Below are 25,077 nucleotides of genomic sequence, written 5' to 3'. Positions count from 1 at the left end.
CCGTCGTACGGCCGCGACCTAGTCGAGGTAGTCGCGCAGCACCTGGGAACGCGAGGGGTGGCGCAGCTTCGACATGGTCTTGGACTCGATCTGGCGGATGCGCTCACGCGTCACGCCGTACACCTTGCCGATCTCGTCGAGGGTCTTCGGCTGACCGTCGGTGAGACCGAAACGCATGGAGACGACGCCGGCCTCGCGCTCGGACAGGGTGTCCAGAACCGAGTGCAGCTGCTCCTGGAGGAGCGTGAAGCTGACGGCGTCGGCGGGCACGACGGCCTCGGAGTCCTCGATGAGGTCACCGAACTCGCTGTCCCCGTCCTCGCCGAGCGGGGTGTGCAGCGAGATGGGCTCGCGGCCGTACTTCTGGACCTCGATGACCTTCTCCGGGGTCATGTCGAGCTCCTTGGCCAGCTCCTCCGGGGTGGGCTCGCGGCCCAGGTCCTGGAGCATCTGGCGCTGCACGCGCGCGAGCTTGTTGATGACCTCGACCATGTGCACCGGGATACGGATGGTGCGGGCCTGGTCGGCCATGGCGCGGGTGATCGCCTGACGGATCCACCAGGTGGCGTACGTGGAGAACTTGTAGCCCTTGGTGTAGTCGAACTTCTCGACCGCGCGGATCAGACCGAGGTTGCCCTCCTGGATGAGGTCCAGGAAGAGCATGCCGCGGCCGGTGTAGCGCTTGGCCAGGGAGACCACCAGACGGAGGTTGGCCTCCAGGAGGTGGTTCTTGGCGCGGCGGCCGTCCTCGGCGATGATCTCCAGCTCGCGCTTCAGCTTCGGGGCGAGCTTGTCGGCGTTGGCCAGCTTGTCCTCGGCGAACAGACCCGCCTCGATGCGCTTGGCCAGCTCGACCTCCTGCTCGGCGTTGAGCAGGGGGACCTTGCCGATCTGCTTCAGGTAGTCCTTGACCGGGTCGGCGGTGGCGCCGGCGGCGGCGACCTGCTGGGCGGGCGCGTCGTCCTCGTCCTCGTCGGACAGCACGAAGCCCGCGCTCTCGGCACCCTCGGGCTCGTCGCCGACCTTGGTGTCCTCGAGGACCTCTTCCTCGAGAAGCTCGACGTCGTCCTTCTTGGCGCTGGTCTTCTTGGCGGCCGTCTTCTTCGCGACGGCCTTCTTGGCGACCGTCTTCTTTGCGGTCGTCTTCTTTGCGGCGGCCTTCTTGGCGGGTGCGGCTTCCTCGGCGGAATCGGCTGCGGACGCGGCGACGGGCGCCGCGGGGGCGGCCGTGGTGGCGGTGGCCTTGCGGGTGGTCACCGTCTTCGCCGCGACCGTCTTGGTGGCGGTGCGCTTCGCCGGGCTCTTCGCTGCGACGCTCTTTCGGGTGCGCTTGGGCTCTGCTGCACTGACCATCAGCGTCACACCCTCTTCCTCAAGAATCTGGTTGAGGTGGCGCAGTACGTTCTTCCACTGAGTGGCCGGAATCTGGTCAGCTTCGAAGGCCCGACGGACATCGTCGCCGGCGATCTGCCCCTCAGCCTTTCCCCGCTCAATGAGCGCCATGACAGAGACGGACTCGGCGATCTCCGGCGGGAGCGTACGGGATGTGCTGGCCGACACGAACAACCTCTCGGAACGTTGGAAAACGGCTTCCGGCACCGTCCACTTCGGACGGGAGCCGACCACCGGCCTGGGGATGGGCCGACGGGGCGGGCGGGTACCGGGGAAGATGCACAGCGCCTGGCATGGCGTCCGTATTCCCTCCGCGGCTGTCACCTCTTAGGTCATCGCGCTGCCCCCACGAGCGTTACGCCCAATCTGCGTGGCCCGAGTCACACCCCGTAAGCGGTCAAAAGTGGTCGTACATGCACAGATGAGATCACGCAGGGTGTAGCCGCCGATCACACCCGCCGGCGCGGCGGCCCGTCATGGCGCCGGACCCCACCGGATTCCAGGATCCGGGGGGTCCGGCGACGGCCGACGCTCGGCCGGCGCCGCCATGAGACCCATCGAGGACACCGCACACCGGCGACCGCACCGCCCCGCGCGTCGCGGATCAGTGCTCGCGAGGGGCGGGAACCACGCGCTCCACCTCGGGGTGCACCGTGAGCAGCTGGCGCATGGCCGCCTCCGCCGCAGCGCCGTCCCCGGTGCCGAGCGCGTCGACGATCCGTGCGTGCTGCGCGAGGGACGCCTCGTTCGGCCGCTCACAGCCCGTGACGGGGCCACCCGAGACCTGGAGGGCGGCCGAGACGATGCCGGAGAGGTGCTCCAGCATGCGGTTGCCCGCGATCTGGATGAGCAGCCCGTGGAACTCGGTGTCGGCGCGCGAATACGTCAGCGCGTCCCCCTGCGCCATGGCGTGGCTCATGATCTCGACCATGTCGCAGAGCCGCTGCTGCACCTCCTCGCGGCCGTGCCCGGCGGCGAGGCGGGCGGCGAGCGGCTCGATGGTCCAGCGCAGCTCGCTCAGCTCGCGGCGCTGGTCGTCGCGCTGCGGCCCGAAGGCCCGCCACTCGATGATGTCCGGATCGAGGAGGTTCCAGTCACTGACCGGGCGTACTCGTGTGCCGACGTTCGGCCGGGCGCTGACCAGGCCCTTGGCCTCCAGTACACGGAGGGACTCGCGGACGACGGTGCGGGAGACCTCGAAGCGCTGGCCGATCTCCTCGGGCACCAGCGGGCGGTCCGCGCCCAGATCGCCGGAGACGATCATCTGTCCGAGCTGCTGGACGAGTTGGCCGTGCAGGCCGCGGCCACGGCTGCCCGCGGCCCGCCTGCCGACCCGGCCCAGCTCGGGGTCGCCTCCGTCCCAGGCGGGCACTCCGACGCGGTCGGCCACCGGGGCCTCCGCGTAGGGGTAACGGTCGAGTTCGCCCGGGCCGGCCAGGCCGGAATCTGCGGAACGGGCGGCGGTCATCATGGTGTGCGCAAGGGTACTCACGGATCCTTTGTCGGCGCTGCCTCCAACTCCCTTGAGGTCTTTGGTGAAAAGCACACGAAAGGGTGATCGCTCACCCCGTCGCAATTGACGCCTTATCGGAAAGAAATGGGCTTTCTGCGAGGGATTTGCGTACACAGTGAAACCAAACGAGGACGGACGGTCGTCATCGGAACCTGGTGCGCAGTGTCGTGAACAGATACGCGCACAGCAGCGCGGTCAGCGACAACGCCAGTGCGCCGCCCACGGGTTGCGCGAGGATCCGCACGGCGCCGAGGAGGTACCGGTCCCCGCCGAACGGCCACTGCAACAGGAGCACCTCGCGCATGCGCGCCGGGAAGCCGGCGGCCATCCGCACGGCCGGACCCCGCAACACCTGGTGCACCAACGGCACGACAACGACGGGCACGGCGAGGACCGTGGCCAGACCGGCCGTGGTGGACCGGAACACGCCGGCCGCCAGCACGCCGGCCCAGGCGCAGCCGATGACCAGGCAGAACCAGCCGGCGGTCAGCGACAGCCAGTCTCCGGGAACCTGCGTCAGCTCCCGTCCGTAGACGATGTAGAGCACTTCGGCGTCGCAGCCCAGGGTGAGAAAGGCCAGCAGGGCGGCGGTGACTCCGGAGACGAGGAGTTTCGCGGCCAGCAGCCCCAGCCGGCGGGGCACCGTGCCGCGGTCCGCCGCCAGCGCCGGGTGGCGGAACTCGTCCCCGAAGGCCAGCGCCCCGAGCAACCCGGCGCCGAGCGCCGCGGGCGCCAGCGGCAGCTCCCGCGGCCATGCCGCGAACAGCCGCTCCTGCGGGGTGTGCCCGAGCCTGGCCAGGAGTACGGCGGTGAGCGCGGACACCACCAGCACGGCACCGCAGGTGAGGAAGCCGGTGCCGATACCGGCGGCACGCCGGATCTCGTAGCGCAGGGGCCGGAGCGGACTGGGGGCGGGGCGGACGGAGATGGGGGGCGGAAGGGTGGAGAGCGCGTCGAGGGCGCGGACCCCGCCGGGCTGGGCTCCGCCACGGGTCGCGGACTGCCGGGGGCCGGATGCCCCGGCCTCGGGCAGAGGGGTACGGGTGGAGGGGATGCCCTTGCCGCCGGTCCGCGGCCTCGGACCCGCCGACGCGCGATCATGGCCGGGCTGCGATGGCGTGGCCGCGGGAGTGCGGTCACCACCGGACTGCGCCCCCGCCCCGGTGGCGGTCGGACCGGCCTGCGGCTCCGATTCCGCCCGGGCACGTCGACCGTCGGTCTGCGTCTCCGGGCCCGACGCGGCGCGGTTGCCAGTCTGCGCCTCCCGGCCCGACGCAGCACGGTTGCCGCCGGTCTGCGCTTCCACGCCAGAGGCGGCGCGGTTGGCTCCGGACTGCGGCTCCGGATCCAGGGCGGCGCACCCGACCTGCCCGAGCGGTTCGGGCACCGCGGCGGCACTCTCCCCGCCGGTCCGCGGCTCCGGACCCTCGACTGTCGGCCCGGCAGCGCCCGGCGACCGTGAGGGGAAGGAAGGGTGCCTGCCTCCGGCCTCCGGCGCCTGCTCCATGGCCCCCGGGCTGCCGTCGGCCTTCGGTGCCTGGTCCACCGCGGCGGTCCGGTTATCGCCCTGCGGCTCGGGGGCCGTGGGCCGGATGAGGTGCGCGGTGGCGGTCACGGCAGCGGCCGGGACGGTACCAACCCCGGCGAGCACCTCCGCGGACACCGTCGGTACCCCCTCCGCGCTCAGCCTGCCCTCGCTGCTCGGTACGGCCGTGACACAGGCCGCGCCGTCCGGCTCGGCTTCCCTGCCGAGGGCTCCGGCGAGCCCTGCCCGCTCCTCGCCGTCGCTCGGTGCGCGCTCCCCCGGCCGAGTGGCGGACGCGGTTCGCCCCGCCTCGGCCGAGGAGAGACCGGCCACGGTCCGGTCCTGCTGGTGTGACGCGGCGACGGCGGCCGGGTCCGCCACCGAGAAGCCGAACACGATCTGTCCCCGCTCCGCCGGCGGGCGGACCGCCGGGGCCTGCTCCCGCTCCTCCACGGTTGCGGCGGGCGGCGCGTCCCCCTGCTCCGCGGGGCCGGACTCCGCCGCGCCCGCCCGTCCGACCGCCGCCGGAGCACCCGGCTCCGGCGCGCCCGGCACGGCCTGCTGCCGCTCGCCGGCCCGTCGCGTCCGGTCCTGCTCCTGCTTCGCGCCGCCCTCGGCGACCGCGACCGCCGCCACCCCTGCCCCCGCCCCTGGGCCCATGTCACCGACTTCATCGGCGAGTTGGTGGACGAGGATGCCGTGGCGGAATGCCATCTCACCGACGTCGGCGGTCGTACTGCCGTACACCGACAGGCGGTTGCCGCCTTCGTGCACGACCTCCACGGACCGGCGGGAGGTCCGGGCCTCCTTGGTGATAAGCGCGGCGAGGCGGGTGGCGTGCGGGCTGCGCACGGCCACGCGCGGGCGCAGCCGGGTGCGGGCGAACTCCCTGGCGTCCTGGTCGGCGACGAGCCGGCCCCCGTCGAGCGTGACGACCCGGTCGGTCGTGCGCGCGGCCTCCTTGGGGTCGGCCGTGGTGAGCAGGACGGTGCCGCCCTGGTCGGCATGGGCCCGCAACATGCTGTGCAGCCACTGGGCCTCGCGGGCCGAGAGGCCGTCGGACGGCTCGTCCAGGACGAGTGTGTGCGGGTCGGGCAGCAGGGCGCCGGCCAGCCCGAGCCTGCGGTCCATACCGCGGGACAGGCTGCCGAGGCGTTCCTCGCGCAGGCTGACGAGGCCGACCACTTCGAGGACCTCGTCGGCTCGCCGCGCGGGCACTCCGGACGCGGCGCACAGCATGCGCAGATGGCCGCGGACCGAGCGGGCCGGATGCCCGGGCACATCGCCGAGCAGCACGCCGACTTCCCGCGACGGGTGGGCGATCCGGTGCAGGGGCCGGCCTCTGAAGTAGGTGATGCCGCGGCCGGGTTGCAGTTCGAGCATCAGTCTGAGCACCGTCGACTTGCCGGAGCCGGAGGCTCCGAGGAGCGCGGTGACCTGTCCGGCGCGCGCTTCGAAGGAGACGTCGTCGACGACGGGCGGGTGCGCCTTGCGGGGGGCGCTGGTCAGTCCGAAGGCCTGGATCACCCGAAGCAAGATAGCGCGCTATGCCCGATTTTCCTGGTATGGGGCGATCTCTCGACGGGTGCCGTGCGACCGGGCCGCTTCATGTCCACCGTTCGACGCAACCGGCAGCCGGCAACCGACCCGGCACGCGCGGCCGGCCGCCGTCACCCTCAGACCTCGGGACGCAGCATCGGCGGGTTGAGCAGGGTCGCACCGCCGGCGCGGAAGAGCTGGGCCGGCCGGCCGCCCTGCCGGGTGGTCGTACCCCCCGTGGGGACGAGGAACCCGGGTGTACCGGTGACCTTGCGGTGGAAGTTGCGCGGATCGAGGGCCACGCCCCAGACCGCCTCGTAGACCCGGCGCAGCTCGCCGACCGTGAATTCGGGCGGGCAGAACGCGGTGGCCAGCGACGAGTACTCGATCTTGGAGCGGGCCCGCTCGACCCCGTCGGCGAGGATCTGGGCGTGGTCGAAGGCGAGCGGCGCGACGGGCTCTCCGTCACGGCCGTAACCGCCCTGCTGGAGCAGTTCCTCGACCGGTGCCCAGCGTGCGTTGCTGGCGTCGCCTCCCGCGCGCGGTGCGGGCAGGTCGGGCGCGAGCGCGAGGTGCGCGACGCTGACCACACGCATCCGCGGGTCCCGCTTCGGGTCGCCGTAGGTGGCGAGCTGCTCCAGGTGGGCCCCGTTGTCCTGGGCCGGGGCGGCGGGACCGTGAGCGCACAGCCCGGTCTCTTCCGCCAGTTCCCGCGCCGCCGCCTGGGAGAGGTCCTCGTCCGCCCGTACGAAGCCGCCGGGCAGGGCCCACCGCCCCTGGAACGGGGCCTCGCCCCTGCGTACCGCCAGCGCGCACAGGGCATGGCGGCGTACGGTCAGCACGACCAGGTCCACGGTCACGGCGAAGGGCGGAAAGGCTGACGGGTCGTAGGGCATGCCGTGATCATAGTCGTCTTCCTGACGATAAACACACCCTTCGGTGGTGGTTCCGCCGGGTTCCGGTATGAGGTGCAGGGTGGTCTTCTGTTCTCGGGTCGGCTCTCGTCGTACGAGGTGAGGGTCAGGTCGGTGGGTGATCACGCTCCTAGTTGGAGTCCGTCCGCCGCCTCCTCGACCATGGCGAGTCCCAGCCGGCTGATCCGTACGGCGAATGGCGCGCCCGCGACCCGGAGGCCCGCCAGACTGAGTTCGCCGAGCGGAGCGCTGCGCATCGGGCGCAGGGTGACGGTCCGGGCCGGGGTGTCGGGGCGGACACCGGCGTAGGCGGTGAGCATGAGGATCACGGCGGCCGCTGCGGTGGCCGCCGGCCGGCAGGCGGCCGGGTGCGCGACGGGTGCGCTCCCGGCGGTGCGCTGTTCACCGGCGAACATCTCGGGCAGCCGGTGGTCGAAGTGTTCGGCGGCGTCCAGCAGTCCCTTGAGAAGTCCGCCGGCCTCCTTCTCGTAGCCGGCGGCGGCCAGTCCGGCGACCGCGACGGCGGTCTCCTGCACCCGCACGGCCCCGGTCCGGTGGCCGAAGGGATTGTGTCCCGGTTCCTTGGCGCCGAGCCCCTGCAGCCCCCAGCCCGCGTCCAGGGCGGGGCTGCCGAGCAACCGGGCGAGGTGTTCGGTCTGCGCCTTGTCGAGCAGGCCGGGGGCGAGCCGGCCCGAACCGAGCAGGCCGGTGTCGAGGAGGTGTACGGCGGCGGAGCCCAGGTGGGGAGCGGGGCGGCCGTCCGGGGCCAGGGCGGCGGCCGGGCGTCCGCCGCCGTGGTCGTCGACCCAGAACCCGGCCCGGAACACTGTGCGCAGGGCCTCGGCCCACTGCCGTAACTCCGCGGCGCCGGGTCTGTCGTACGCGTCGAGGAGATCGGCGCCGAGTAGGGCCGCGCGATGGGCGTGTGCCTGGGTCTCGCAGCGGATCGGGCCCGCGGGCTGCGGGTCGGGCAGGTAGGGGCCGTCGCCCGCGGCGGTGCGCAGCCAGGTCAGACAGCGTTCGGCCGCGGGCAGCAGTTCTCTCGTCTCCTGTTCGGGAAGCCCCCAGCGGCGGGCCTCGGCGAGCAGGGCGGGGAAGAGGAGCGTGGCCTCCGTGCCTGTGCAGCTCGGCGGCAGGAACGGCCCCGCGTCCCGCCGGGGCCCGGGGATCAGCCCGGCCTGTGGGCCCGGCCCGGTGAGCTGGGTGCGGGCCAGGGCGCGCAGAGTGCCCGCGGCGAGCCGGGTGCCGAGGGGCAGGGCCATGCGGGCTGCGGCGAGGGCCTCGGCGGGTGCCATGCCGCAGCGCCAGGGGGCGCCCGCGGCGAGATGGGTGTCGGCGGGGTGTGCGGGGTCCCGCAGGAGCAGGGCTCTGAGGTCGGCGATCGCCGTGTGCAGCAACGAGCCCGCCCGAGGGTCGTCGCCCGCCGCGCGTGCCTCGGCGAGCGGGCTGGTCGCGGCCTGCCCCGCGGCCCGCAGCGGGCCCGCGCCGTCGGGTCGCACCCGGAGTTCCACGGTGGCCGTGGCGCCCGGGGGCAGGTCCAGTTCCCAGCGCAGCAGGCCGGCCGAGGCCAGGGCGTCGGCGGGCGGCGGGGCGCTCGTGACGCAAGCGGCGACACCGCCCGAGGCCCAGCGCAGGCCCGAGTCGTGGACGCTGGCGGGGAGCTCGGGGCCTGCCCTGCCGGAGGCGATGGCCCCGAGGTCGGCGAGGTCCGTGCCGAGGGCGACCTCGACGGGCAGCCGCAGAGGGCGCAGGGCGGCGTTGCGCAGCGTGATCCGTTCGGTGCCGTCCGCGTGGCGCGTCCGCTCCACCACGACGTCCGGGTCGGGACCGGCTGCCGGGGAGACCCGGAGCGTTCCCAGGAAACGGGCGCTGTCGGCACCGGCCATCCTGGCCTGCACCGCGAGCGGCTCGCGGCCGGCCACGCGGACCTGGCACCGGGAGAGCAGCCGCCTTCCGCCTCGGTAGAACCCGTCCAGACCCCGGCCGTCCAACTGGCCCGACTCACCGGAGACGGCGAGGCCGGGCAGGGCGACGCAGATCAGCGCGGTGTGTGTGGGCGGCAGCGCGGGCACCGCGCGGGTGCCCGGTGCGGGGTGGGCCGACGGGGCTTGGGCGGGCTTGCGGAGTCCGCCGGGGGGTGTGGGCCCGGGCCCGGTGTGTGCTGCCCGGCTGTCGGAGCGGGGTCCCGGCCACGGTTGCGGGGGCGGCCGGAGCGGGGCGCCGCTGCTCTGCGGAGCGGTGGTCTCCGGCGCGGTGCCGGCACCGTCCGCGGGGAATGGCGCCCGCCTGCCCGGAGGCGGGCGTCCGTCGTCGGCGGAGGGCCGCGTCGGCTGCTGGTGCATGAGTTGGCTTCTTCTGCGCTCGGTCCGCTGCGGACGTGCCGGGCGGCCGGTGGGACGCCCCGGGGGACAAGGGTCGTACGGCGGCAGAGGCCGTCCAGGCGTTCCGCCACTCAGGTGAACGGCAGGGGACTCGTCCGGGTCACGGCTCGGGCGAAGGAAGCCGGCCGCATGGCGGGGTGCGGGGAGCACACAGGCAGCGCGGCACGAGGGGAGCACGGAGGCGCTGAGCCGGTGCGCGCGGGCGACCGATGGGGCGCCCGGGAGCCGGGGGTTGCACGCGACCAGCAGAGCGTCCAAGAAGCGGCGGGGGGCGATCAGCAGAGCGCCCAAGAAGCGGCGGCTGCGGGAGGTCTGTGGCGAGGTGACGCCCCGACGGCACGGCAGCACCGTCGGCAGGGTCTCCGGCATATGGGGGTTGTGCCCGGCCGACAGGATCCTCGGGACGCGCAGGCTTCGGACGGCCGACAGGAGCCCAGAGGCGCGGGCTCCGCCGGCGGCCGACAGGAGCCCAGGGGCTGGGGCTGCGCCGACGGCCTGCCCGTGCGGGCCGGCCTTCCTCAGCGTGCTCCGGATTCCGTCCTTGCCCCACCGGACCCTCATCCGTCCCCCTCCGGCGTGCGGCGGCCATCGCCGTCCGCCGAGGGGGCGATGTCGGTCGTGCCCTCGCTCCTGCCCACCGCACGCGTGTGTGTACCGCCGAGACGCCGGGTGCCGAGGCGCGAGGGCGCGGTCGGAGACGGCCGGGGGTGGGTGCCGGCCGGGCGGCGGCCGTCCGCCTCCCGGGACCGGTGGAGGCCGTCACCGCTGCCGGTGGCTCGAGCGCGGCGCCGTCGGACGGTGCCCGGTGCGCCGGCCTGCCCCTTCCGGTCGGCCCCGCCTCGTCCGCCCTGGGCGGCGGCCGGAGCGATCGGTCCCGTCAGTTCTGCCGGGCCGTTGGCCAGGTCCGGCTCGGCACCCGTGTCGGCGGCCCGGATGTCCGCCCCGGACGCGGTGTCCTCGGGCGCCGGCGGCTCCAGGCGGGCCCGGTCCATGGCCGGCTCGGGCTCCGCGCCGTCGGCCGGTGTGTGCTCCTGGCGTTCGGCGCGCAGGCAGCGGCGGACGGACTCGGGGTCGAGGCCTTCGTTGCAGGCCTGGTGCAGCAGGCGGGCGAAGAGATAGTCGGGGTCCGCGCCCAGTGCCATGGCCAGGGCTTCGCGTGCCTCCAGTTCGTCGCCCGTCGACCAGGCGACCCAGCCGGCGAGGGTCAGCGGAGCGGCGGCGTGCTCGCCGTACGGGCCGACACAGCGGCGGGCGAGGGCGCGCCAGAGCCGCAGGGCCGGGGCCGCCTCCTCGCCCTCCATCCACGCGGCCGCCTTGTCGCGGGTGGTGCGGTCCTGGAGGCCGAGGATCAGCGTCGCCGCCTCGTCGTCCGAGAGCAGGTCGTCGTCGCGCAGGTCCGCCGGGTGGATACCGGACACGGGTGTGGCCGAGGCGTAGCGGTGGATGATCCGTTCGGCCAGGGCGAGGGTCTGCGCGGCGACGGCCGGGCGGGTCGCTTCGTCGAGGATGCGGGGGACGAGGGTCAGGCCGGCCGCGTCCAGGGCGATCTCCTGCTCCAGGGCGGCGCTGCTCTGCCAGGGTTGCAGCCGGGCATGCAACTCCTTGAGAGTGCCGCGCACTTGGATGCCGGCGTAGGTGGCGGCCGCCGCGAGGACGGAGGTGCCGGGGAGGCCCATCGGCGAGCCGTCCTCGGGGCAGCAGCCCGGGATCGGGCAGCAGTACGACCAGAAGCGGCCGTCGGAGATGCAAAGCGCCTCGGCGACGGGCACGTCGAGGTCTCCGCACGCGGTACGCATGAGGTCGGCCAGCTTCCCGAGTCGTCGCTTGACGTCCCGGCCCGACTCGCCGGGGCCCGGTTCCTGGCAGACATAGGCCACCATCTGCTCGGGCCTGGCGCCTCGCCGCTCGCTGCCGGTGACCAGGCCGTGGGCGAGCTGCCGGGCCGCCGCCGGCCAGTCGGCCTCGTCGGCGGGGATGCCGAGCCTGGCCCGGCCGCCGAGCGTGCCGCGGCCGCCGCGGTCGTGCAGGGCGACCAGCACCATGCTGTCCTCCGGGCGGTAGCCGAGGAGGTAGGGGAGGGCGTCGGCCAGTTCGGCCGGGGTGCGCAGGGTGACCTGTGTCTCGTGCGTGGAGGGTCCGGCCAGCGGCTCGGAGCCCGGGATGTCGCTGTTTCCGAGGGGTCCGGTGGTTTCGCCGTGATTCGTCATGCGCCGACAATCTCGCGGATCTTGAGATTCCGCTTGGGCCTGTGGATAAGTCGAATCAGGGACACGACAAGCGCCGGGCGGTTGTCCACAGCCGTGACCGGGCCTGGTGGCTGATTGTCGGTGGCATCGGGTTGCATGGAGCCATGGACGACCTGGAACTGCGCGCCGAAGCCGATGCCATCCTCGCCGAACTCGTCGGGGACCCGGGAGGCTCGGCGCGGCTGCGGGAAGATCAGTGGCAGGCGGTGGCGGCCCTGGTGAAGGAGCACCGGCGAGCCCTGGTGGTGCAGCGCACCGGCTGGGGCAAGTCCGCGGTGTACTTCGTCGCCACCGCCCTGCTGCGCCGGCGCGGCAGCGGCCCGACCGTGATCGTCTCGCCCCTGCTGGCCCTGATGCGCAACCAGGTCGACTCGGCCGCCCGCGCCGGGATCCGGGCACGCACCATCAACTCGGCCAACCCGGAGGAGTGGGGCTCCATCCACGCGGAGGTCGAGCGCGGTGACGTGGACGTTCTGCTGGTGAGCCCGGAGCGCCTGAACAACCCCGAGTTCCGCGACCAGGTCCTGCCCAAGCTGTCCGCGGCGACCGGGCTGCTGGTGGTGGACGAGGCCCACTGCATCTCCGACTGGGGCCACGACTTCCGGCCCGACTACCGGCGGCTGCGGACGATGCTGAATGAACTCCCGCCGGGCGTCCCCGTGCTGGCCACGACCGCCACGGCCAACGCACGCGTCACCGCGGACGTCGCCGACCAGCTCGGCACGGGCGGTACGTCGGGCGCCCTGGTGCTGCGCGGACCGCTGGACCGGGAGAGTCTGAGTCTCGGTGTGCTGCGGCTGCCGGACGCGGCACACCGGATGGCGTGGCTGGCCGACCACCTGGACGAGCTGCCGGGCTCCGGCATCATCTACACCCTGACCGTCGCGGCCGCCGAGGAGGTCACGGCCTTCCTGCGGCAGCGCGGGCACACGGTCGCCTCGTACACCGGCAGGACGGAGAACGCCGAACGGCAGCAGGCCGAGGAGGACCTGCTCGCCAACCGGGTCAAGGCGCTCGTCGCCACCTCCGCACTCGGCATGGGCTTCGACAAGCCCGACCTCGGTTTCGTGGTGCACCTGGGCTCGCCCGCCTCCCCCATCGCCTACTACCAGCAGATCGGCCGGGCCGGCCGCGGTGTCGAGCACGCCGAGGTGCTGTTGCTGCCGGGCAAGGAGGACGAGGCGATCTGGGAGTACTTCGCGTCGCTCGCCTTTCCCCCCGAGGACCTGGTCCGGCGCACCCTGGACGTCCTCGCCCGGGCGGACGGAACCATGTCGCTGCCTGCTCTGGAACCCCTGGTCGAGCTGCGTCGTTCCCGTCTGGAGACGATGCTGAAGGTGCTCGACGTGGACGGAGCGGTGCGCCGCGTCAAGGGCGGCTGGACCGCGACCGGACAGCCCTGGTCGTACGACGCGGAGCGTTACGCCTGGGTGGCCCGGCAGCGCGCGGCCGAGCAGCAGGCGATGCGCGAGTACGCCACCACGACCGGGTGCCGGATGGAGTTCCTTCAGCGTCAGCTGGACGACGAGGGCGCCAAGCCCTGCGGTCGCTGCGACAACTGCGCCGGGCCGCGCTTCACCGTCGACACGTCCGCCGTGGCCCTGGACGCCGCGCGCAGCGACCTGGGCCGCGCCGGGGTGGAGGTGGAGCCCCGCCGGATGTGGCCGACCGGGCTGCCGGCCATCGGCATCGACCTCAAGGGCCGTATCCCGGCCGGCGAACAGGCCGCGCCGGGCCGGGCTCTCGGCCGCCTCTCGGACATCGGCTGGGGCAATCGGCTGCGTCCTCTGTTCGCGCCTCAGGCGGCGGACGCTCCCGTACCGGACGACGTGGCACGAGCCGTGGTCGGCGTCCTCGCGGACTGGGCCAAGGGCCCCGGCGGCTGGGCGTCCGGGGCCCCGCACGCCCAGGAACGTCCGGTGGGTGTGGTCACCGTCGACTCGCGCAGCCGTCCCCTGCTGATCCGTTCCCTCGGGGCCCGGATCGCCGAGATCGGGCGGCTGCCGCTGCTCGGCTCCGTGGAGTACGCCGAGGACGCGCCGCGGGTGCCACGCAGCAACAGCGCACAGCGGTTGAAGGCCCTCGACGGGGCGCTTACGGTGCCGCCCGGCCTGGCGTCGGCCCTGGCCTCGGCGCAGGGTCCGGTGCTGCTGGTCGACGACTTCACAGAGACGGGCTGGACCCTCACGGTCGCGGCGCGCCAGCTGCGCAGATCCGGTGCGCGCGCGGTGTTGCCGCTGGTCCTCGCGGTCCAAGGCTGACCCCGCGACAGTCGGCGGCGACCTGAGGTGCTGTGCCGAGGCGCCTCAGGCGTCGTCAGCCGGCTCTGTGGGTAGGGATATAAGCCCCGCACCATCAGATAACAGACGGTGGCCCCAATTGCTCGTTGCCGCATCCACGTTCGACAGGAAGAATTGAGATCCGCTCCCTGCACGGTTCGTCCGTGGTCCGGTTGGGCTTCGCTGCGGCGCGGGCTCCCCCGAATCCGACCTCGCCCCCAGTGTGGGCGCGTAGCCGAAGGGAGGAACGTGACCTTCGGATTCGCCTCGTCCTCGGCGGCCTCGTTGACGACGTCAGCGTCCGCCGCCTCCGCCAGTCGCCTGCTCGAGCCGGCCGAGTGGGCCGCCGCCGGAATCCCCCTGCTGCGCAACCCCCGTGAGGTCGTCAGCGGGTTGCACGCCCGCCATCACCCGCAGCCGTCCACGGCGATCGTGGCCGTGCTGGATCCGGATGAACGGCTGTGTGCCAGCGCTTCGTTCACCCGCCGTACCGCGCCGGCCGACGGGTGGATGTTCCGCAACGCGCTGCTCGCCCAGCTGCGCCGGATCATCCCGCACGACCTGCGCCGCCGGGCGCCGGTGCGCACCGCCGTCCTGCTCTACTGCCGTGAGGGCGAAGGACATTGGACGGAGGAGGACGGGGCCTGGATGTGGGGGCTGCGCGACGCCTGCACGCTGCACGGGCTGCGCTGCGGTGCCTACATCACGCTGACCCAGGACGGATGGCAGGTGCTCGGTGAGGGGCGCGGTGGCCGCCGTCCCCACGCCCACTCCGCGCCGGAGCCCTTCGCCACGTCGGAGGCTCCGCCGTCCGCACCGCGCACCGGCGGCCCGATGTCCGAGGTGCTGCGCCGCGCGGCGGCCCGCTGAGGGACACCGCACCGGGCTCCGGGCGGCCGTACGGGACCAGGAGGTCCTGCGGAAGGGCGGGGTGGCCGGGTCGTGAGCCCGCCGCCGTGCACAGCCACCCGGTACGGGCGTCCGGCCCGGCCGGCATCGGCATCGGCATCGGCATCGGCATCGGCATCGGCATCGGCATCGGCATCGGCATCGGCACACCGTGCCCCGCGGCTTCGCCGCTCGCAGCCGGGCGGGGTGAACCGACCGACACACAGGGGCCGGACGTGCCGCCCCGGGCCGCGCGGACCGGCACAGCACGTGTCAGTGCCGTACCCGGGCTCCGCACGACCACCCGGGCGTATCGCCGGGATCCGCGGGCGGACCCGCCGGAGCGGAGCAGCCGCCCGGCGTCCGGGCACGCGGCAAGCCGCACCGTGCGTATACCGCCGGGGCGGCCCCTGCGGCACCCCGGCACCCCGGGGTGCCGGGAGCGGCTCAGACGCCGGCGCCCAGCACCGAGTTGATCTGCTGCGGGTCACCGCAGACGATCAGCAGCGCACCGGCCCGGGCGTGGGCCAGCGGAAGCGCGGTGGCAGCTGCGGAGGCGGGGCCTCCGTTGACCGCCACGACGACCACGGGGCGGGAGGCGGCACGGGCGGCGTGGGCGCCGTCCGCGTAGAAGACGTCGTCACCGGCGTCGTGCTGCGCCCAGTAGGACGCCTCACCGAAGGACAGCTCGTGCTCGGCCCACGGGTGCTGGGCACCGGTGGTGAGCACGAGGACGTCGCCAGGCGCGCGACCCGAGTCCAGCAGCAGGTCCACCGCCTCGTCGGCGGCGTCGAGCGCACCCTCGGCCGAGGCCGGGATCAGCTGGATCTGCGGGGCCGCAGCGGCGGCGGGAGCGGCCGGACCGGACGGGCCCGGATTGGCCGGAGCCACGTCACGCGGAGTGCGCTGCACCGGCGGCGTCGGCCGCAGGGGGCCGGGACGACCGGGGCGGGCCGGAGCCGCGGGGCGGGGGCCGGGTACGGGGCGGGGGGTCGGCGCGGTGCGGCCACTGGCCGGCGTGGCGCGGGGACCCTGGGCACTCTCGTGAATCTGAGGCTCCTCGGGAATGAGAGGCATGAGCTGATATTTATCAAACGTTGGTGCGGCGCGGATGGCCGGGTGGCACATCAGTGCGAGCGGAACCGGTCAGAAATCGAAGCCGAGCTGACCTGCGATTTCCGGAACGCTTCCGTCCGCCCAGTTGCGGGCCTTCTTGAGGTGCCGCCACTGAGGCAACGCATCAAGATACGCCCACGACAAGCGGTGGTGCGGGGTGGGCCCCCGCTCCTCCAGTGCGGCCTTGTGCACGGGCGACGGATACCCGGCGTTGTCCGCAAATCCGAAGTCTGCATGGTCGATACCCAGTTCGGCCATCATTTTGTCGCGCTGAACCTTGGCGATCACCGACGCCGCAGCGACGGCCACGCAGGACCGATCGCCCTTGATCACCGTACGCACCCGCCAGGGGGCACCGAGATAGTCGTGCTTCCCGTCGAGGATGACGGCCTCGGGGCGGACCGGCAGGGCGTCCAGGGCACGGACCGCCGCGAGCCGCAGGGCAGCTGTCATCCCCAGGTCGTCGATCTCCTCCGGGGAGGCATGCCCCAGCGCATAGGCCGTCACCCAGGTCCGGAGGATCTCGGCGAGTTCCGTGCGCCGCTTGAGCGTCAGCAGCTTGGAGTCGGTCAGGCCCTCGGGCGGCCGGCGAAGTCCGGTGATCGCCGCGCAGACGGTGACAGGCCCGGCCCAGGCGCCGCGCCCCACCTCGTCGACACCGGCAATGACCTTGGCTCCGGTCGTGGCGCGAAGAGAGCGCTCGACGGTGTGAGTAGGAGGTTCGTACGGCATGGCGCCCTTAGCGTACGCCGCCGGGATCGGCCCGCGACACCCCGGTCTCCCCACCGGTTCCGAGAGGGCCGGAGCGGACTCCGGGAACGCTCGGAACGGCAGCGGAAGGGGCGTCGGCCCGCCGGTCACACCCGTGCGGTCGCGCGTCAGCGCATTCGCTGGTGCACACATTTAGACGGCGTGCCGTCACGGCCGTAGCGGCGACAGGAAACCGCCTGCCGCGCGCCTCGGAGGGGCCAAATACGCTTACCGCACAGGGACTTAGTCAGGGCACCCTGGACGCGCCCCCCAACCGCCCCCTAGCGCAGTCCACTCCCACTCATCGCATTCGTGAATCCGCATGTCCGGAGTTCACCCGTCGGAGCCCGTCGGTACCCAGTCCGGGAGTGCCTCGGTCCGCTCCGTCCATTCGGCCGGCGGCGCTCCGGCCTTGGTCGCACCGAGGATGCCGCCCATGATCGCGCAGGTGGTGTCCACGTCCCCGCCCACCTGAGCGGTCGTCCAGAACGCCGTCTCGAAGTCGCCGAGGTGCCGCGCCGCGGACCAGAGGGCGAAGGGAACGGTGTCGTGCGCGCTGGTACGCCGTCCACAGCCGAGCACGGCCGCGACGGTGGCCGCGTCGCCGTAGTCCAGCATGTCCCGGGCACGGCGCAGCCCCTGGCCGACCGCGCTCTTGGGCACCAGGGCGACGACTCCGTCGAGGAGCGCCTCCGGGGTGGGCGGGCCGTCCGGCGAACCGGCCAGCGCGGCGGCCGCGGCCACCGCCATGGCCCCGACCACGGCCTCACGGTGCTGGTGCGTGGGATACGCGGAGATCTCCGCCTGGTGGACGGCCTGCTCGGGGTCGTCCGCGTACCAGGCGCCCAGGGGGGCGATCCGCATGGCCGCCCCGTTGCCCCAGGAGCCGTGGCCGTGGAAGAGCCCAGCGGCCAGCTCCCGCCAGTCCTCGCCCTCGCGGACCAGCCGGAGCAGCCGGTTGACCGCAGGGCCGTAGCCCCGGTCGAAGTCATGGTGCTCGGCGAACGAGCGGGCCAGCGCGTCCTGGTCGATGCGGTGGTGAGCGGCGAGGACGGCCACCACCGAGCAGGCCATCTCGGTGTCGTCCGTCCACTGCCAGGGACCCGCGGGCAGCTCGTGCCGCTTCAGCAGGGAGTGGTTCGCCGGAACGAAGAACTGGGAGCCCAGGGCGTCCCCCACGGCCAGGCCGCGCAGGCTCGCCAGGGCGCGCTCCAGGCGCCCGAGGGTAGAGAGGTCAGCGGTCATCGCTCTGCCACTTTATCCGCCAATCCAGTAGGGCACCGGCTCGCGCCAGCGTTGAAACGGCCGATCAAGGGTGTACCTGCCGTCGTCTCCCAGAACGAGCATGCGCATCTCGGCGTTCCCGGGGTTCGACAGCGACTCGAATTCGGAGACGGTCCAGTGGAACCAGCGCATGCAGAACAGCCGCATCGCGAGCCCGTGCGTCACCAGGAGCACGTTCGGCGGATGGTCGGGGGCCTCGAAGCTGCGGAACAGGCTCTCCAGGAAGCCGCCGACCCGGTCGTACACGTCGGCACCGGACTCTCCCTGCGGGAAGCGGAAGAAGAAGTGGCCGTACGCGTCGCGGTAGGCCTTCTGCAAGCGCACGTCGTCGCGGTCCTGCCAGTTGCCCCAGTCCTGCTCGCGCAGTCTGGGCTCCTCGCGGACGCGTATCAGCTGCGGGTCGAGGTGGAAGGCGCGGAGCGTCTCGTGGGTACGGCGGTACGGGGAGACGTACACGCTGACGCGTTCCCGGCCGAAGAGTTCGCGGAGCGTCTTGCCGGTCTCCTCGGCCTGTCTCCAGCCGCGCTCGGTCAGGGCGAGCGCGTGGTCGGGCTCCCGCTCGTACACGGAGTCGTCAATGTTGCCCGTTGACTCGCCGTGCCGGACAAGGACGATGCGCCGTGGTCGTGCCATGCCAAAACCCTAGATCGAACGGCGCATGGTCGAGCACTCGTACGGGGTCCATACGGCGTAGGTCACACCGACGCAGCGTTGGATTTTCCAACCTCCGGGGTGGCTGCTCAGACCGTCCAGGTCGGCTCCAGGTCCACGATGTCACCCGAGAGGGCGGCGATGTCCGCCTCGGTCTGGGCCCGCAGGGCGAGGCGCTCCACGCGTTCGGTGCGGTACTTGCCGTGCTCGGCGGCCGACCGCCACATCGACAGGATCAGGAACTCATGCTCGGGCGCCTCGGCGAACATGCCGCGGATCATGCCGGGGGAACCGGCCATCGCCGGGTTCCAGACCTTCTCCTGCATGAGGGTGAAGTGCTCGACGCGCTCCTCGTGCACCCGGCACAGGGCCACCCGGATCAGGTCGGTGTCGGTGAAGCGCGGCTCGAAGCCCGTCTTCACGTCGAAGCGGTACTCGAAGAGTTTGGTCTGGGCGTCCTTGAACGTGCCGGACTGGGCGGCCGCGAGCCGGTCGTGCGAGCGGGCCATGAAGGAGTCGTAGAAGGCACGGCTCTCCCAGAAGGCGAAGATGTGCGCGACCCCCGGCCGCTGCCGGCTCCACCCTCCGCCCTGTCCCCTGAAACCCGGCTCCCCCGGAAGCCCCGCCCATTTCCGCTGCCCCCGCTCGAAGCCGCGGCGGTCCACCACGGTGCAGCGAATCCACTTGACCAGCACCGCGCCATCGTAAGGCCACCGGGCGTGGCGTCGGTCACGCTCCGGCGGAGATCGCCCGCGCGTGCGCCCCCGCGCGCGTGGCACGATGGACAAGCAGCCCTGGCTTCACGGGAGTTGGGGGACGAGGGAGCCCGCAGGGGGAAGGGGAGGCCTGGTGACCGGCTTCAGCAAGGGAATCCGCAAGGTCGAGGTCGGGGTGAAGTGGGATCCCAGTCCCGCGGGTCAGCCGCCCACCGATCTGGACATCATCGCCGCGACGTTCGTCTCGGGCGACGCCTACGGGCCACCGGCCTATCTGGTGCACTTCGACAGCCGCTCACCGGACGGCACCATATTCCTGGACCGGGACAGCACGGACGGCAGGGGCTTCGGCTGGGACGAGGTCATGACCCTCGAACTCGACCGCCTGGACGGCCGGTACGCGCGCGCGGTGGTCGGTGTCGTCATCCAGCAGCGCTACGGACGCCGGACGTTCGCCGAGGTCCTTAACCCCGCCCTGCGTGTCCGGGAGGGCTACACGGTACTGGCGGCGGACGACTTCGGGTCGGTTGCCGACGCGACGGCAGCCACGATCGCCGAGTTCGTACGGGACGAGTCCGGTGACTGGGCCTTCCGGCCCGGGGTGCACGGCTTCGACGAGGACCCGGCTGCCTTCACCCGGGTGATGGGCCGGGCGCACCAGCCCTGACGCCGAGGCCGCGCACGGGTAAGGGGCGCCGGCCATGGCCGGCGCCCCTTACTTCAGGAACGGCGTGTCATCAGCTGCAACCGCTGGTCGAGCCGCAGCCCTCGCAGATGTAGCAGGAACCGGCCCGCTGCATCTTCGTACCGCAGGAGAAGCAGAGCGGGGCGTCGGCCTGGATGCCCAGCTGCATCTCCACCAGTTCGGCGCTGGTGTGCGCCTGCTTCGGGGCGGGCTGGGCCGCCTCGGTCTCGGCCTTCGGCGTGGCGACCGCCTTCAGCTCCTGGGTCCGCGGCGCCGACTGGGCCAGGCCCTCGACGTCGACCTCGTCGTCGGCCGGCTCGTAGGAACCGGTCTCCAGGTGACGCTGACGCTCCTCGGCGGAGTGGATGCCGAGCGCGGAGCGGGTCTCGAAGGGCAGGAAGTCCAGCGCCAGGCGGCGGAAGATGTAGTCGACGATCGACTGCGCCATCCGCACGTCCGGGTCGTCCGTCATACCGGCCGGCTCGAAGCGCATGTTGGTGAACTTCGAGACGTACGTCTCCAGCGGCACGCCGTACTGGAGGCCGACGGAGACGGCGATGGAGAAGGCGTCCATCATGCCCGCGAGGGTGGAACCCTGCTTGGACATCTTCAGGAAGACCTCGCCGAGACCGTCGTCCGGGTACGAATTGGCGGTCATGTAGCCCTCGGCACCGCCGACCGTGAAGGACGTGGTGATCCCCGGGCGGCCCTTCGGGAGGCGCTTGCGCACCGGGCGGTACTCGACGACCTTCTCGACCTTGGGCTCGACGGCCGCGGGCTGCTCGGCCTTCTTCTCCTCGGTCTCCTTCTTCTTGGCCGAGAGCGGCTGGCCGACCTTGCAGTTGTCGCGGTAGATCGCGAGCGCCTTGACGCCGAGCTTCCAGGCCTCGAAGTAGATCTCCTCGACCTCCTCGACGGTCGCCGTCTCCGGCATGTTGACCGTCTTGGAGATGGCGCCGGAGATCCACGGCTGGATCGCGGCCATCATGCGGACGTGGCCCATCGGGGAGATGGCGCGCTCGCCCATGGCGCAGTCGAACACCTCGTAGTGCTCGTGCTTGAGGCCGGGGGCGTCGATCACATTGCCGTTCTCGGCGATGTGGGCGACGATCGCCTCGATCTGCTCCTCCTGGTAGCCCAGGCGGCGCAGGGCCTGCGGCACGGTGCCGTTGACGATCTGCATCGAGCCGCCGCCGACCAGCTTCTTGAACTTCACCAGAGCCAGGTCGGGCTCGACACCGGTGGTGTCGCAGGACATCGCGAGACCGATGGTGCCGGTCGGGGCGAGGACGGACGCCTGGGAGTTACGGAAACCGTTCTTCTCACCGAGACGGACGACGTCCTGCCAGGCCTCCGTGGCGGCGGCCCACACCGGGGTGTCCAGGTCGTCCATGCGGACGGCCGTGCCGTTGGCGTCGGCGTGCTGCTGCATGACGCGCTTGTGGGCGTCGGCGTTGCGGGCGTAGCCGTCGTACGGACCGACGACCGCGGCCAGCTCCGCGGAACGGCGGTAGGCCGTGCCCGTCATCAGGGAGGTGATGGCGCCGGCCAGGGCGCGGCCGCCGTCGGAGTCGTACGCGTGGCCGGTGGCCATCAGCAGGGCGCCGAGGTTGGCGTAGCCGATGCCGAGCTGACGGAACGCGCGCGTGTTCTCGCCGATCTTCTGGGTCGGGAAGTCCGCGAAGCAGATCGAGATGTCCATCGCGGTGATGACCAGCTCGACGACCTTCTGGAAGCGCTCGGTCTCGAAGGACTGGTGGCCCTTGCCGTCGTCCTTCAGGAACTTCATCAGGTTCAGCGAGGCCAGGTTGCAGGACGTGTTGTCCAGGTGCATGTACTCGCTGCACGGGTTCGACGCGGTGATCCGGCCGGACTCGGGGCAGGTGTGCCAGTTGTTGATGGTGTCGTCGTACTGGATGCCGGGGTCGGCGCAGGCCCAGGCGGCCTCGGCGATCTTACGGAAGAGCGCCTTGGCGTCGACCTCCTCGATGACCTCGCCGGTCATGCGGGCGCGCAGGCCGAAGCCGGTGCCGTTCTCGACCGCCTTCATGAACTCGTCGTTCACACGGACCGAGTTGTTGGCGTTCTGGTACTGGACGGACGTGATGTCGTCGCCGCCCAGGTCCATGTCGAAGCCCGCGTCGCGCAGGACGCGGATCTTCTCCTCCTCCTTGACCTTGGTCTCGATGAAGTCCTCGATGTCGGGGTGGTCGACGTCGAGCACGACCATCTTGGCGGCACGGCGGGTGGCGCCACCGGACTTGATGGTGCCGGCGGAGGCGTCGGCGCCGCGCATGAAGGAGACGGGACCGGAGGCGTTGCCGCCGGAGGAGAGCAGCTCCTTGGAGGAGCGGATGCGGGAGAGGTTCAGGCCGGCGCCGGAGCCGCCCTTGAAGATCATGCCCTCTTCCTTGTACCAGTCGAGGATCGACTCCATGGAGTCGTCGACGGACAGGATGAAGCAGGCGGAGACCTGCTGGGGCTGCGGGGTGCCGACGTTGAACCAGACCGGGCTGTTGAAGCTGAAGATCTGGTGCAGGAGGGCGTACGCCAGCTCGTGCTCGAAGATCTCGGCGTCGGCGGGCGAGGCGAAGTACTTGTAGTCCTCACCGGCCTTGCGGTACGTCTTCACGATGCGGTTGATCAGCTGCTTGAGGCTGACCTCGCGCTGCGGAGTGCCGACGGCACCGCGGAAGTACTTGCTGGTGACGATGTTGACCGCGTTCACCGACCAGAAGTCGGGGAACTCGACGCCACGCTGCTCGAAGTTGACCGAGCCGTCGCGCCAGTTGGTCATGACGACGTCACGACGCTCCCACGAGACCTCGTCGTACGGGTGTACGCCGGGGGTGGTGTGGATGCGCTCGATGTGCAGTCCCTTGCTACCCGCCTTGGTGCCCTTGGCTCGGGAACCTCGCGCCGGACCGCTCGCCGTCTCTGTCATGCCGCCTCCCTGTACGGGCAAAAACGCCCTGAAGTGCCCCGTTTGTTCCCGTGGCACGGTGTTCTGTCTGTGTTGCGGGCACCCTCAGCTGCCACCCGCAACAGGTCTTCGGTCGCCGCCTCGCGGCCGGAACCCGGGTCTCCCCCGGCTTCCGGCCCGCCGGTCAGTCGGCGGCGTGCGCGGGCACGGGAACCGAAGTGGTCCCCGCGGGCCCGCGATCGTCTTCCTGGCTCCCCGTGTCCGCGTCTTCCTCGTCCGCGGCGGGTCCTCGCGTCGCCTCCCTCAGCTCCGCGATGGCGGCCTCGAAGTCATCGAGCGAGTCGAACGCCCGGTAGACCGAGGCGAACCGCAGATAGGCGACGAGGTCCAGCTCCTGCAACGGGCCGAGTATGGCCAGCCCCACATCGTGGGTGGTCAGCTCGGCGCTCCCGGTGGCCCGCACCGCCTCCTCGACCCGCTGGCCGAGCTGGGCGAGCGCGTCCTCGGTGACAGGCCGTCCCTGGCATGCCTTGCGCACACCATTGATGATCTTGGTGCGACTGAAAGGCTCGGTGACTCCGGACCGCTTGACCACCATGAGCGAGCACGTCTCCACGGTCGTGAAACGACGGGAGCAGTCGGGGCACTGGCGGCGCCTGCGGATCGACGTGCCGTCGTCGGTCGTACGGCTGTCGACCACGCGGCTGTCGGGGTGCCTGCAGAAGGGGCAGTGCATGTTCTCCAACCCTCCTCACAGCAGACTCAAGAGCCCCACTGGACCCAAAGGCCCCGCGAAGCAGCCCTAAGCATAGGCGATCGCGGGCCCGACTCAGACCGGGGGGACCACAATTTGTGGGCCGCGGTAGCCATCCAACCACTAGATGTGGGGATCAACTCATTCAGCGAGGCCGGCGCGCGTGTCGCGGTGAAGCGGCCGGTCGCGGCTGCCGGCGGCGGCGCGCCGGACACGCGGACGCAGAGCCGTGCCGCTGTGGCGCTTGCGGAGATAGCGTGGGCGCCGCACGGAGGAGCCGTAGGACTCCGGCACAGAAGAGGGCCCGGATCCGGGCGGACCGGAGTCCGGATGGCAGACTGGGGAAGCGGCCCACGAGGTCACCCACCCCGGCGGTGAAGAGTACAACAATGCACGCTTTTGTCCGCCAGACACCGCGTTGGCCATTACACCCAGACACATGATCACGTCAGGTGAAACGCACTTTTTCACTCGAACGTGTGTTTGGCGCAACCTTTCGAAAGCATCTACCGTTGTGCAGCAGGGAGACCATCGAGAGGGGCCGACGTGACCACGACCGCAGACAGTGCCACCATCACCGCCCAGGACCGCTCCCAGGGCCGAGTCGAGCCGGTACACGCGATGAACGAAGCCATGAATCCCGAGGTGCACAAGCGCTCTCTGCCGGGCCGACCTCCAGGCATCCGGGCGGACAGCTCGGGGCTCACCGACCGGCAGCGCCGGGTGATCGAGGTCATCAGGGACTCCGTGCAGCGTCGAGGCTACCCGCCGTCGATGCGTGAGATCGGCCAGGCCGTGGGGCTCTCCAGCACCTCCTCGGTCGCGCACCAGCTGATGGCGCTCGAGCGAAAGGGCTTCCTGCGCCGCGACCCGCACCGCCCGCGCGCGTACGAGGTGCGCGGTTCGGACCAGGCCGTCACCGTGCAGCCCACGGACACCGCCGGCAAGCCCGCCGCGTCGTACGTCCCGCTGGTCGGCCGTATCGCGGCCGGTGGCCCGATCCTCGCGGAGGAGTCCGTCGAGGACGTCTTCCCTCTCCCCCGCCAGCTCGTCGGTGACGGCGAACTGTTCGTCCTCAAGGTCGTCGGCGACTCCATGATCGAAGCCGCCATCTGCGACGGCGACTGGGTCACGGTCCGCCGTCAGCCGGTCGCCGAGAACGGCGACATCGTGGCCGCCATGCTCGACGGCGAGGCCACCGTGAAGCGCTTCAAGCGCGAGGACGGCCATGTCTGGCTCCTCCCGCACAACTCGGCCTACGAGCCGATCCCCGGTGACGACGCGACCATCCTCGGCAAGGTCGTCGCCGTGCTGCGCCGCGTGTGACAGCCGCGGCGGGCGGGCCGGCCGGCTCGCTCCCTGACCGGGCCCCGGGACCCCTGCGCCGGTTCCGGGGTCCTGCGTTTCACCCCACCCGACGGGCCGGTCACGCACCTCTCCGGGGGTGGGGGGGGGGGGGCGCCGGGGGCGGCGCGCCCCCCCCCCCCCCCCCCCCCCCCCCCCCCCCCCCGCGCGGCGCCC

Annotated in this window: 17 protein-coding genes; 4 read left to right on the top strand and 13 right to left on the bottom strand. The window is 72.2% G+C overall.

What is annotated here, in order from left to right; genetic code table 11:
* Positions 1–18 precede the first annotated feature (18 nt).
* The 6 genes from ACFVIU_RS03795 to ACFVIU_RS03770 all read right to left on the bottom strand — a co-directional run bounded on the left by ACFVIU_RS03795 (position 19) and on the right by ACFVIU_RS03770 (position 11,471).
* Entirely contained in the window at positions 19–1,560 is a 1,542-nt protein-coding gene (locus ACFVIU_RS03795) for an RNA polymerase sigma factor (protein ID WP_385840426.1), read from the bottom strand.
* Between the two features lie 436 nt (positions 1,561–1,996).
* Positions 1,997–2,884, bottom strand: a complete 888-nt coding sequence (locus tag ACFVIU_RS03790) for a FadR/GntR family transcriptional regulator (protein WP_385840425.1) — start codon at positions 2,882–2,884, stop codon at positions 1,997–1,999.
* Between the two features lie 163 nt (positions 2,885–3,047).
* Positions 3,048–5,957 carry an ATP-binding cassette domain-containing protein gene (locus tag ACFVIU_RS03785; RefSeq protein ID WP_385840424.1) on the bottom strand — a complete coding sequence of 970 codons (2,910 nt, stop codon included), beginning with the start codon at positions 5,955–5,957 and terminating at the stop codon, positions 3,048–3,050.
* Between the two features lie 149 nt (positions 5,958–6,106).
* Positions 6,107–6,865 (bottom strand): NUDIX domain-containing protein, encoded by a 759-nt coding sequence (locus tag ACFVIU_RS03780; protein ID WP_385840423.1) that lies wholly within the window; start codon positions 6,863–6,865, stop codon positions 6,107–6,109.
* A 140-nt stretch (positions 6,866–7,005) separates the two neighbouring features.
* A complete protein-coding gene (locus ACFVIU_RS03775; protein ID WP_385840422.1) occupies positions 7,006–8,955 on the bottom strand; it encodes a glycogen debranching N-terminal domain-containing protein in 1,950 nt (649 codons plus the stop codon).
* Between the two features lie 866 nt (positions 8,956–9,821).
* Positions 9,822–11,471: a DUF4192 domain-containing protein gene (locus ACFVIU_RS03770; RefSeq protein WP_385840421.1), complete on the bottom strand. Its 1,650-nt coding sequence runs from the start codon at positions 11,469–11,471 to the stop codon at positions 9,822–9,824.
* Positions 11,472–11,614: 143 nt separating this feature from the next.
* Here ACFVIU_RS03770 and ACFVIU_RS03765 point away from each other — a divergent pair, with 143 nt between their 5' ends.
* Both ACFVIU_RS03765 and ACFVIU_RS03760 read left to right on the top strand, forming a co-directional pair.
* Positions 11,615–13,771 carry a RecQ family ATP-dependent DNA helicase gene (locus ACFVIU_RS03765; RefSeq protein ID WP_385840419.1) on the top strand — a complete coding sequence of 719 codons (2,157 nt, stop codon included), beginning with the start codon at positions 11,615–11,617 and terminating at the stop codon, positions 13,769–13,771.
* Between the two features lie 267 nt (positions 13,772–14,038).
* Complete coding sequence (locus tag ACFVIU_RS03760; RefSeq protein ID WP_385840417.1) at positions 14,039–14,659, top strand: hypothetical protein; 621 nt, start codon at positions 14,039–14,041, stop codon at positions 14,657–14,659.
* A 465-nt stretch (positions 14,660–15,124) separates the two neighbouring features.
* On the opposite strand, the gene ACFVIU_RS03755 is transcribed toward ACFVIU_RS03760, so the two are convergent.
* From ACFVIU_RS03755 to ACFVIU_RS03735, 5 genes are all read right to left on the bottom strand, one after another.
* Complete coding sequence (locus ACFVIU_RS03755; protein ID WP_385840416.1) at positions 15,125–15,754, bottom strand: hypothetical protein; 630 nt, start codon at positions 15,752–15,754, stop codon at positions 15,125–15,127.
* Between the two features lie 69 nt (positions 15,755–15,823).
* Positions 15,824–16,525: a ribonuclease HII gene (locus ACFVIU_RS03750; protein ID WP_385840415.1), complete on the bottom strand. Its 702-nt coding sequence runs from the start codon at positions 16,523–16,525 to the stop codon at positions 15,824–15,826.
* Positions 16,526–16,876: 351 nt separating this feature from the next.
* The gene (locus tag ACFVIU_RS03745) at positions 16,877–17,788 is read right to left on the bottom strand and encodes an ADP-ribosylglycohydrolase family protein (RefSeq protein ID WP_385840413.1); all 912 of its coding nucleotides are present in this window, start codon (positions 17,786–17,788) and stop codon (positions 16,877–16,879) included.
* Positions 17,789–17,800: 12 nt separating this feature from the next.
* Positions 17,801–18,460, bottom strand: coding sequence for a histidine phosphatase family protein (locus ACFVIU_RS03740; RefSeq protein WP_385840412.1), 660 nt, complete (start codon positions 18,458–18,460; stop codon positions 17,801–17,803).
* Between the two features lie 107 nt (positions 18,461–18,567).
* Positions 18,568–19,173 carry a YdbC family protein gene (locus ACFVIU_RS03735; RefSeq protein ID WP_385840411.1) on the bottom strand — a complete coding sequence of 202 codons (606 nt, stop codon included), beginning with the start codon at positions 19,171–19,173 and terminating at the stop codon, positions 18,568–18,570.
* A 154-nt stretch (positions 19,174–19,327) separates the two neighbouring features.
* Here ACFVIU_RS03735 and ACFVIU_RS03730 point away from each other — a divergent pair, with 154 nt between their 5' ends.
* Positions 19,328–19,861 (top strand): TerD family protein, encoded by a 534-nt coding sequence (locus tag ACFVIU_RS03730; protein WP_385840410.1) that lies wholly within the window; start codon positions 19,328–19,330, stop codon positions 19,859–19,861.
* 70 nt (positions 19,862–19,931) lie between these two features.
* Here ACFVIU_RS03730 and ACFVIU_RS03725 read toward each other — a convergent pair whose 3' ends face one another.
* Positions 19,932–22,823, bottom strand: coding sequence for a vitamin B12-dependent ribonucleotide reductase (locus ACFVIU_RS03725; RefSeq protein WP_385840408.1), 2,892 nt, complete (start codon positions 22,821–22,823; stop codon positions 19,932–19,934).
* Between the two features lie 163 nt (positions 22,824–22,986).
* On the bottom strand, positions 22,987–23,538 hold the full coding sequence (gene nrdR / locus ACFVIU_RS03720; RefSeq protein WP_385840407.1) for a transcriptional regulator NrdR: 552 nt from the start codon (positions 23,536–23,538) through the stop codon (positions 22,987–22,989).
* Between the two features lie 564 nt (positions 23,539–24,102).
* Between nrdR and lexA the strand changes: the two genes are divergently transcribed.
* Positions 24,103–24,882 (top strand): transcriptional repressor LexA, encoded by a 780-nt coding sequence (gene lexA, locus ACFVIU_RS03715; protein WP_385840406.1) that lies wholly within the window; start codon positions 24,103–24,105, stop codon positions 24,880–24,882.
* Positions 24,883–25,077 lie beyond the last annotated feature (195 nt).

It is taken from the genome of Streptomyces sp. NPDC127190, assembly GCF_042672505.1.
Lineage (GTDB): Bacteria > Actinomycetota > Actinomycetes > Streptomycetales > Streptomycetaceae > Streptomyces.
The sequence above is the reverse complement of the archived record's forward strand: the minus strand, read 5'-3'. Positions and strand labels throughout refer to the sequence as shown.

Coding starts and splice junctions, on each gene's coding strand:
- ACFVIU_RS03780 (WP_385840423.1), bottom strand. CDS start 6,865: ATGCCCTACGACCCGTCAGCCTTTCCGCCCTTCGCCGTGACCGTGGAC.
- ACFVIU_RS03770 (WP_385840421.1), bottom strand. CDS start 11,471: ATGACGAATCACGGCGAAACCACCGGACCCCTCGGAAACAGCGACATC.
- ACFVIU_RS03765 (WP_385840419.1), top strand. CDS start 11,615: ATGGACGACCTGGAACTGCGCGCCGAAGCCGATGCCATCCTCGCCGAA.
- ACFVIU_RS03755 (WP_385840416.1), bottom strand. CDS start 15,754: ATGCCTCTCATTCCCGAGGAGCCTCAGATTCACGAGAGTGCCCAGGGT.
- ACFVIU_RS03750 (WP_385840415.1), bottom strand. CDS start 16,525: ATGCCGTACGAACCTCCTACTCACACCGTCGAGCGCTCTCTTCGCGCC.
- ACFVIU_RS03745 (WP_385840413.1), bottom strand. CDS start 17,788: ATGACCGCTGACCTCTCTACCCTCGGGCGCCTGGAGCGCGCCCTGGCG.
- ACFVIU_RS03740 (WP_385840412.1), bottom strand. CDS start 18,460: ATGGCACGACCACGGCGCATCGTCCTTGTCCGGCACGGCGAGTCAACG.
- ACFVIU_RS03725 (WP_385840408.1), bottom strand. CDS start 22,823: ATGACAGAGACGGCGAGCGGTCCGGCGCGAGGTTCCCGAGCCAAGGGC.
- nrdR (WP_385840407.1), bottom strand. CDS start 23,538: ATGCACTGCCCCTTCTGCAGGCACCCCGACAGCCGCGTGGTCGACAGC.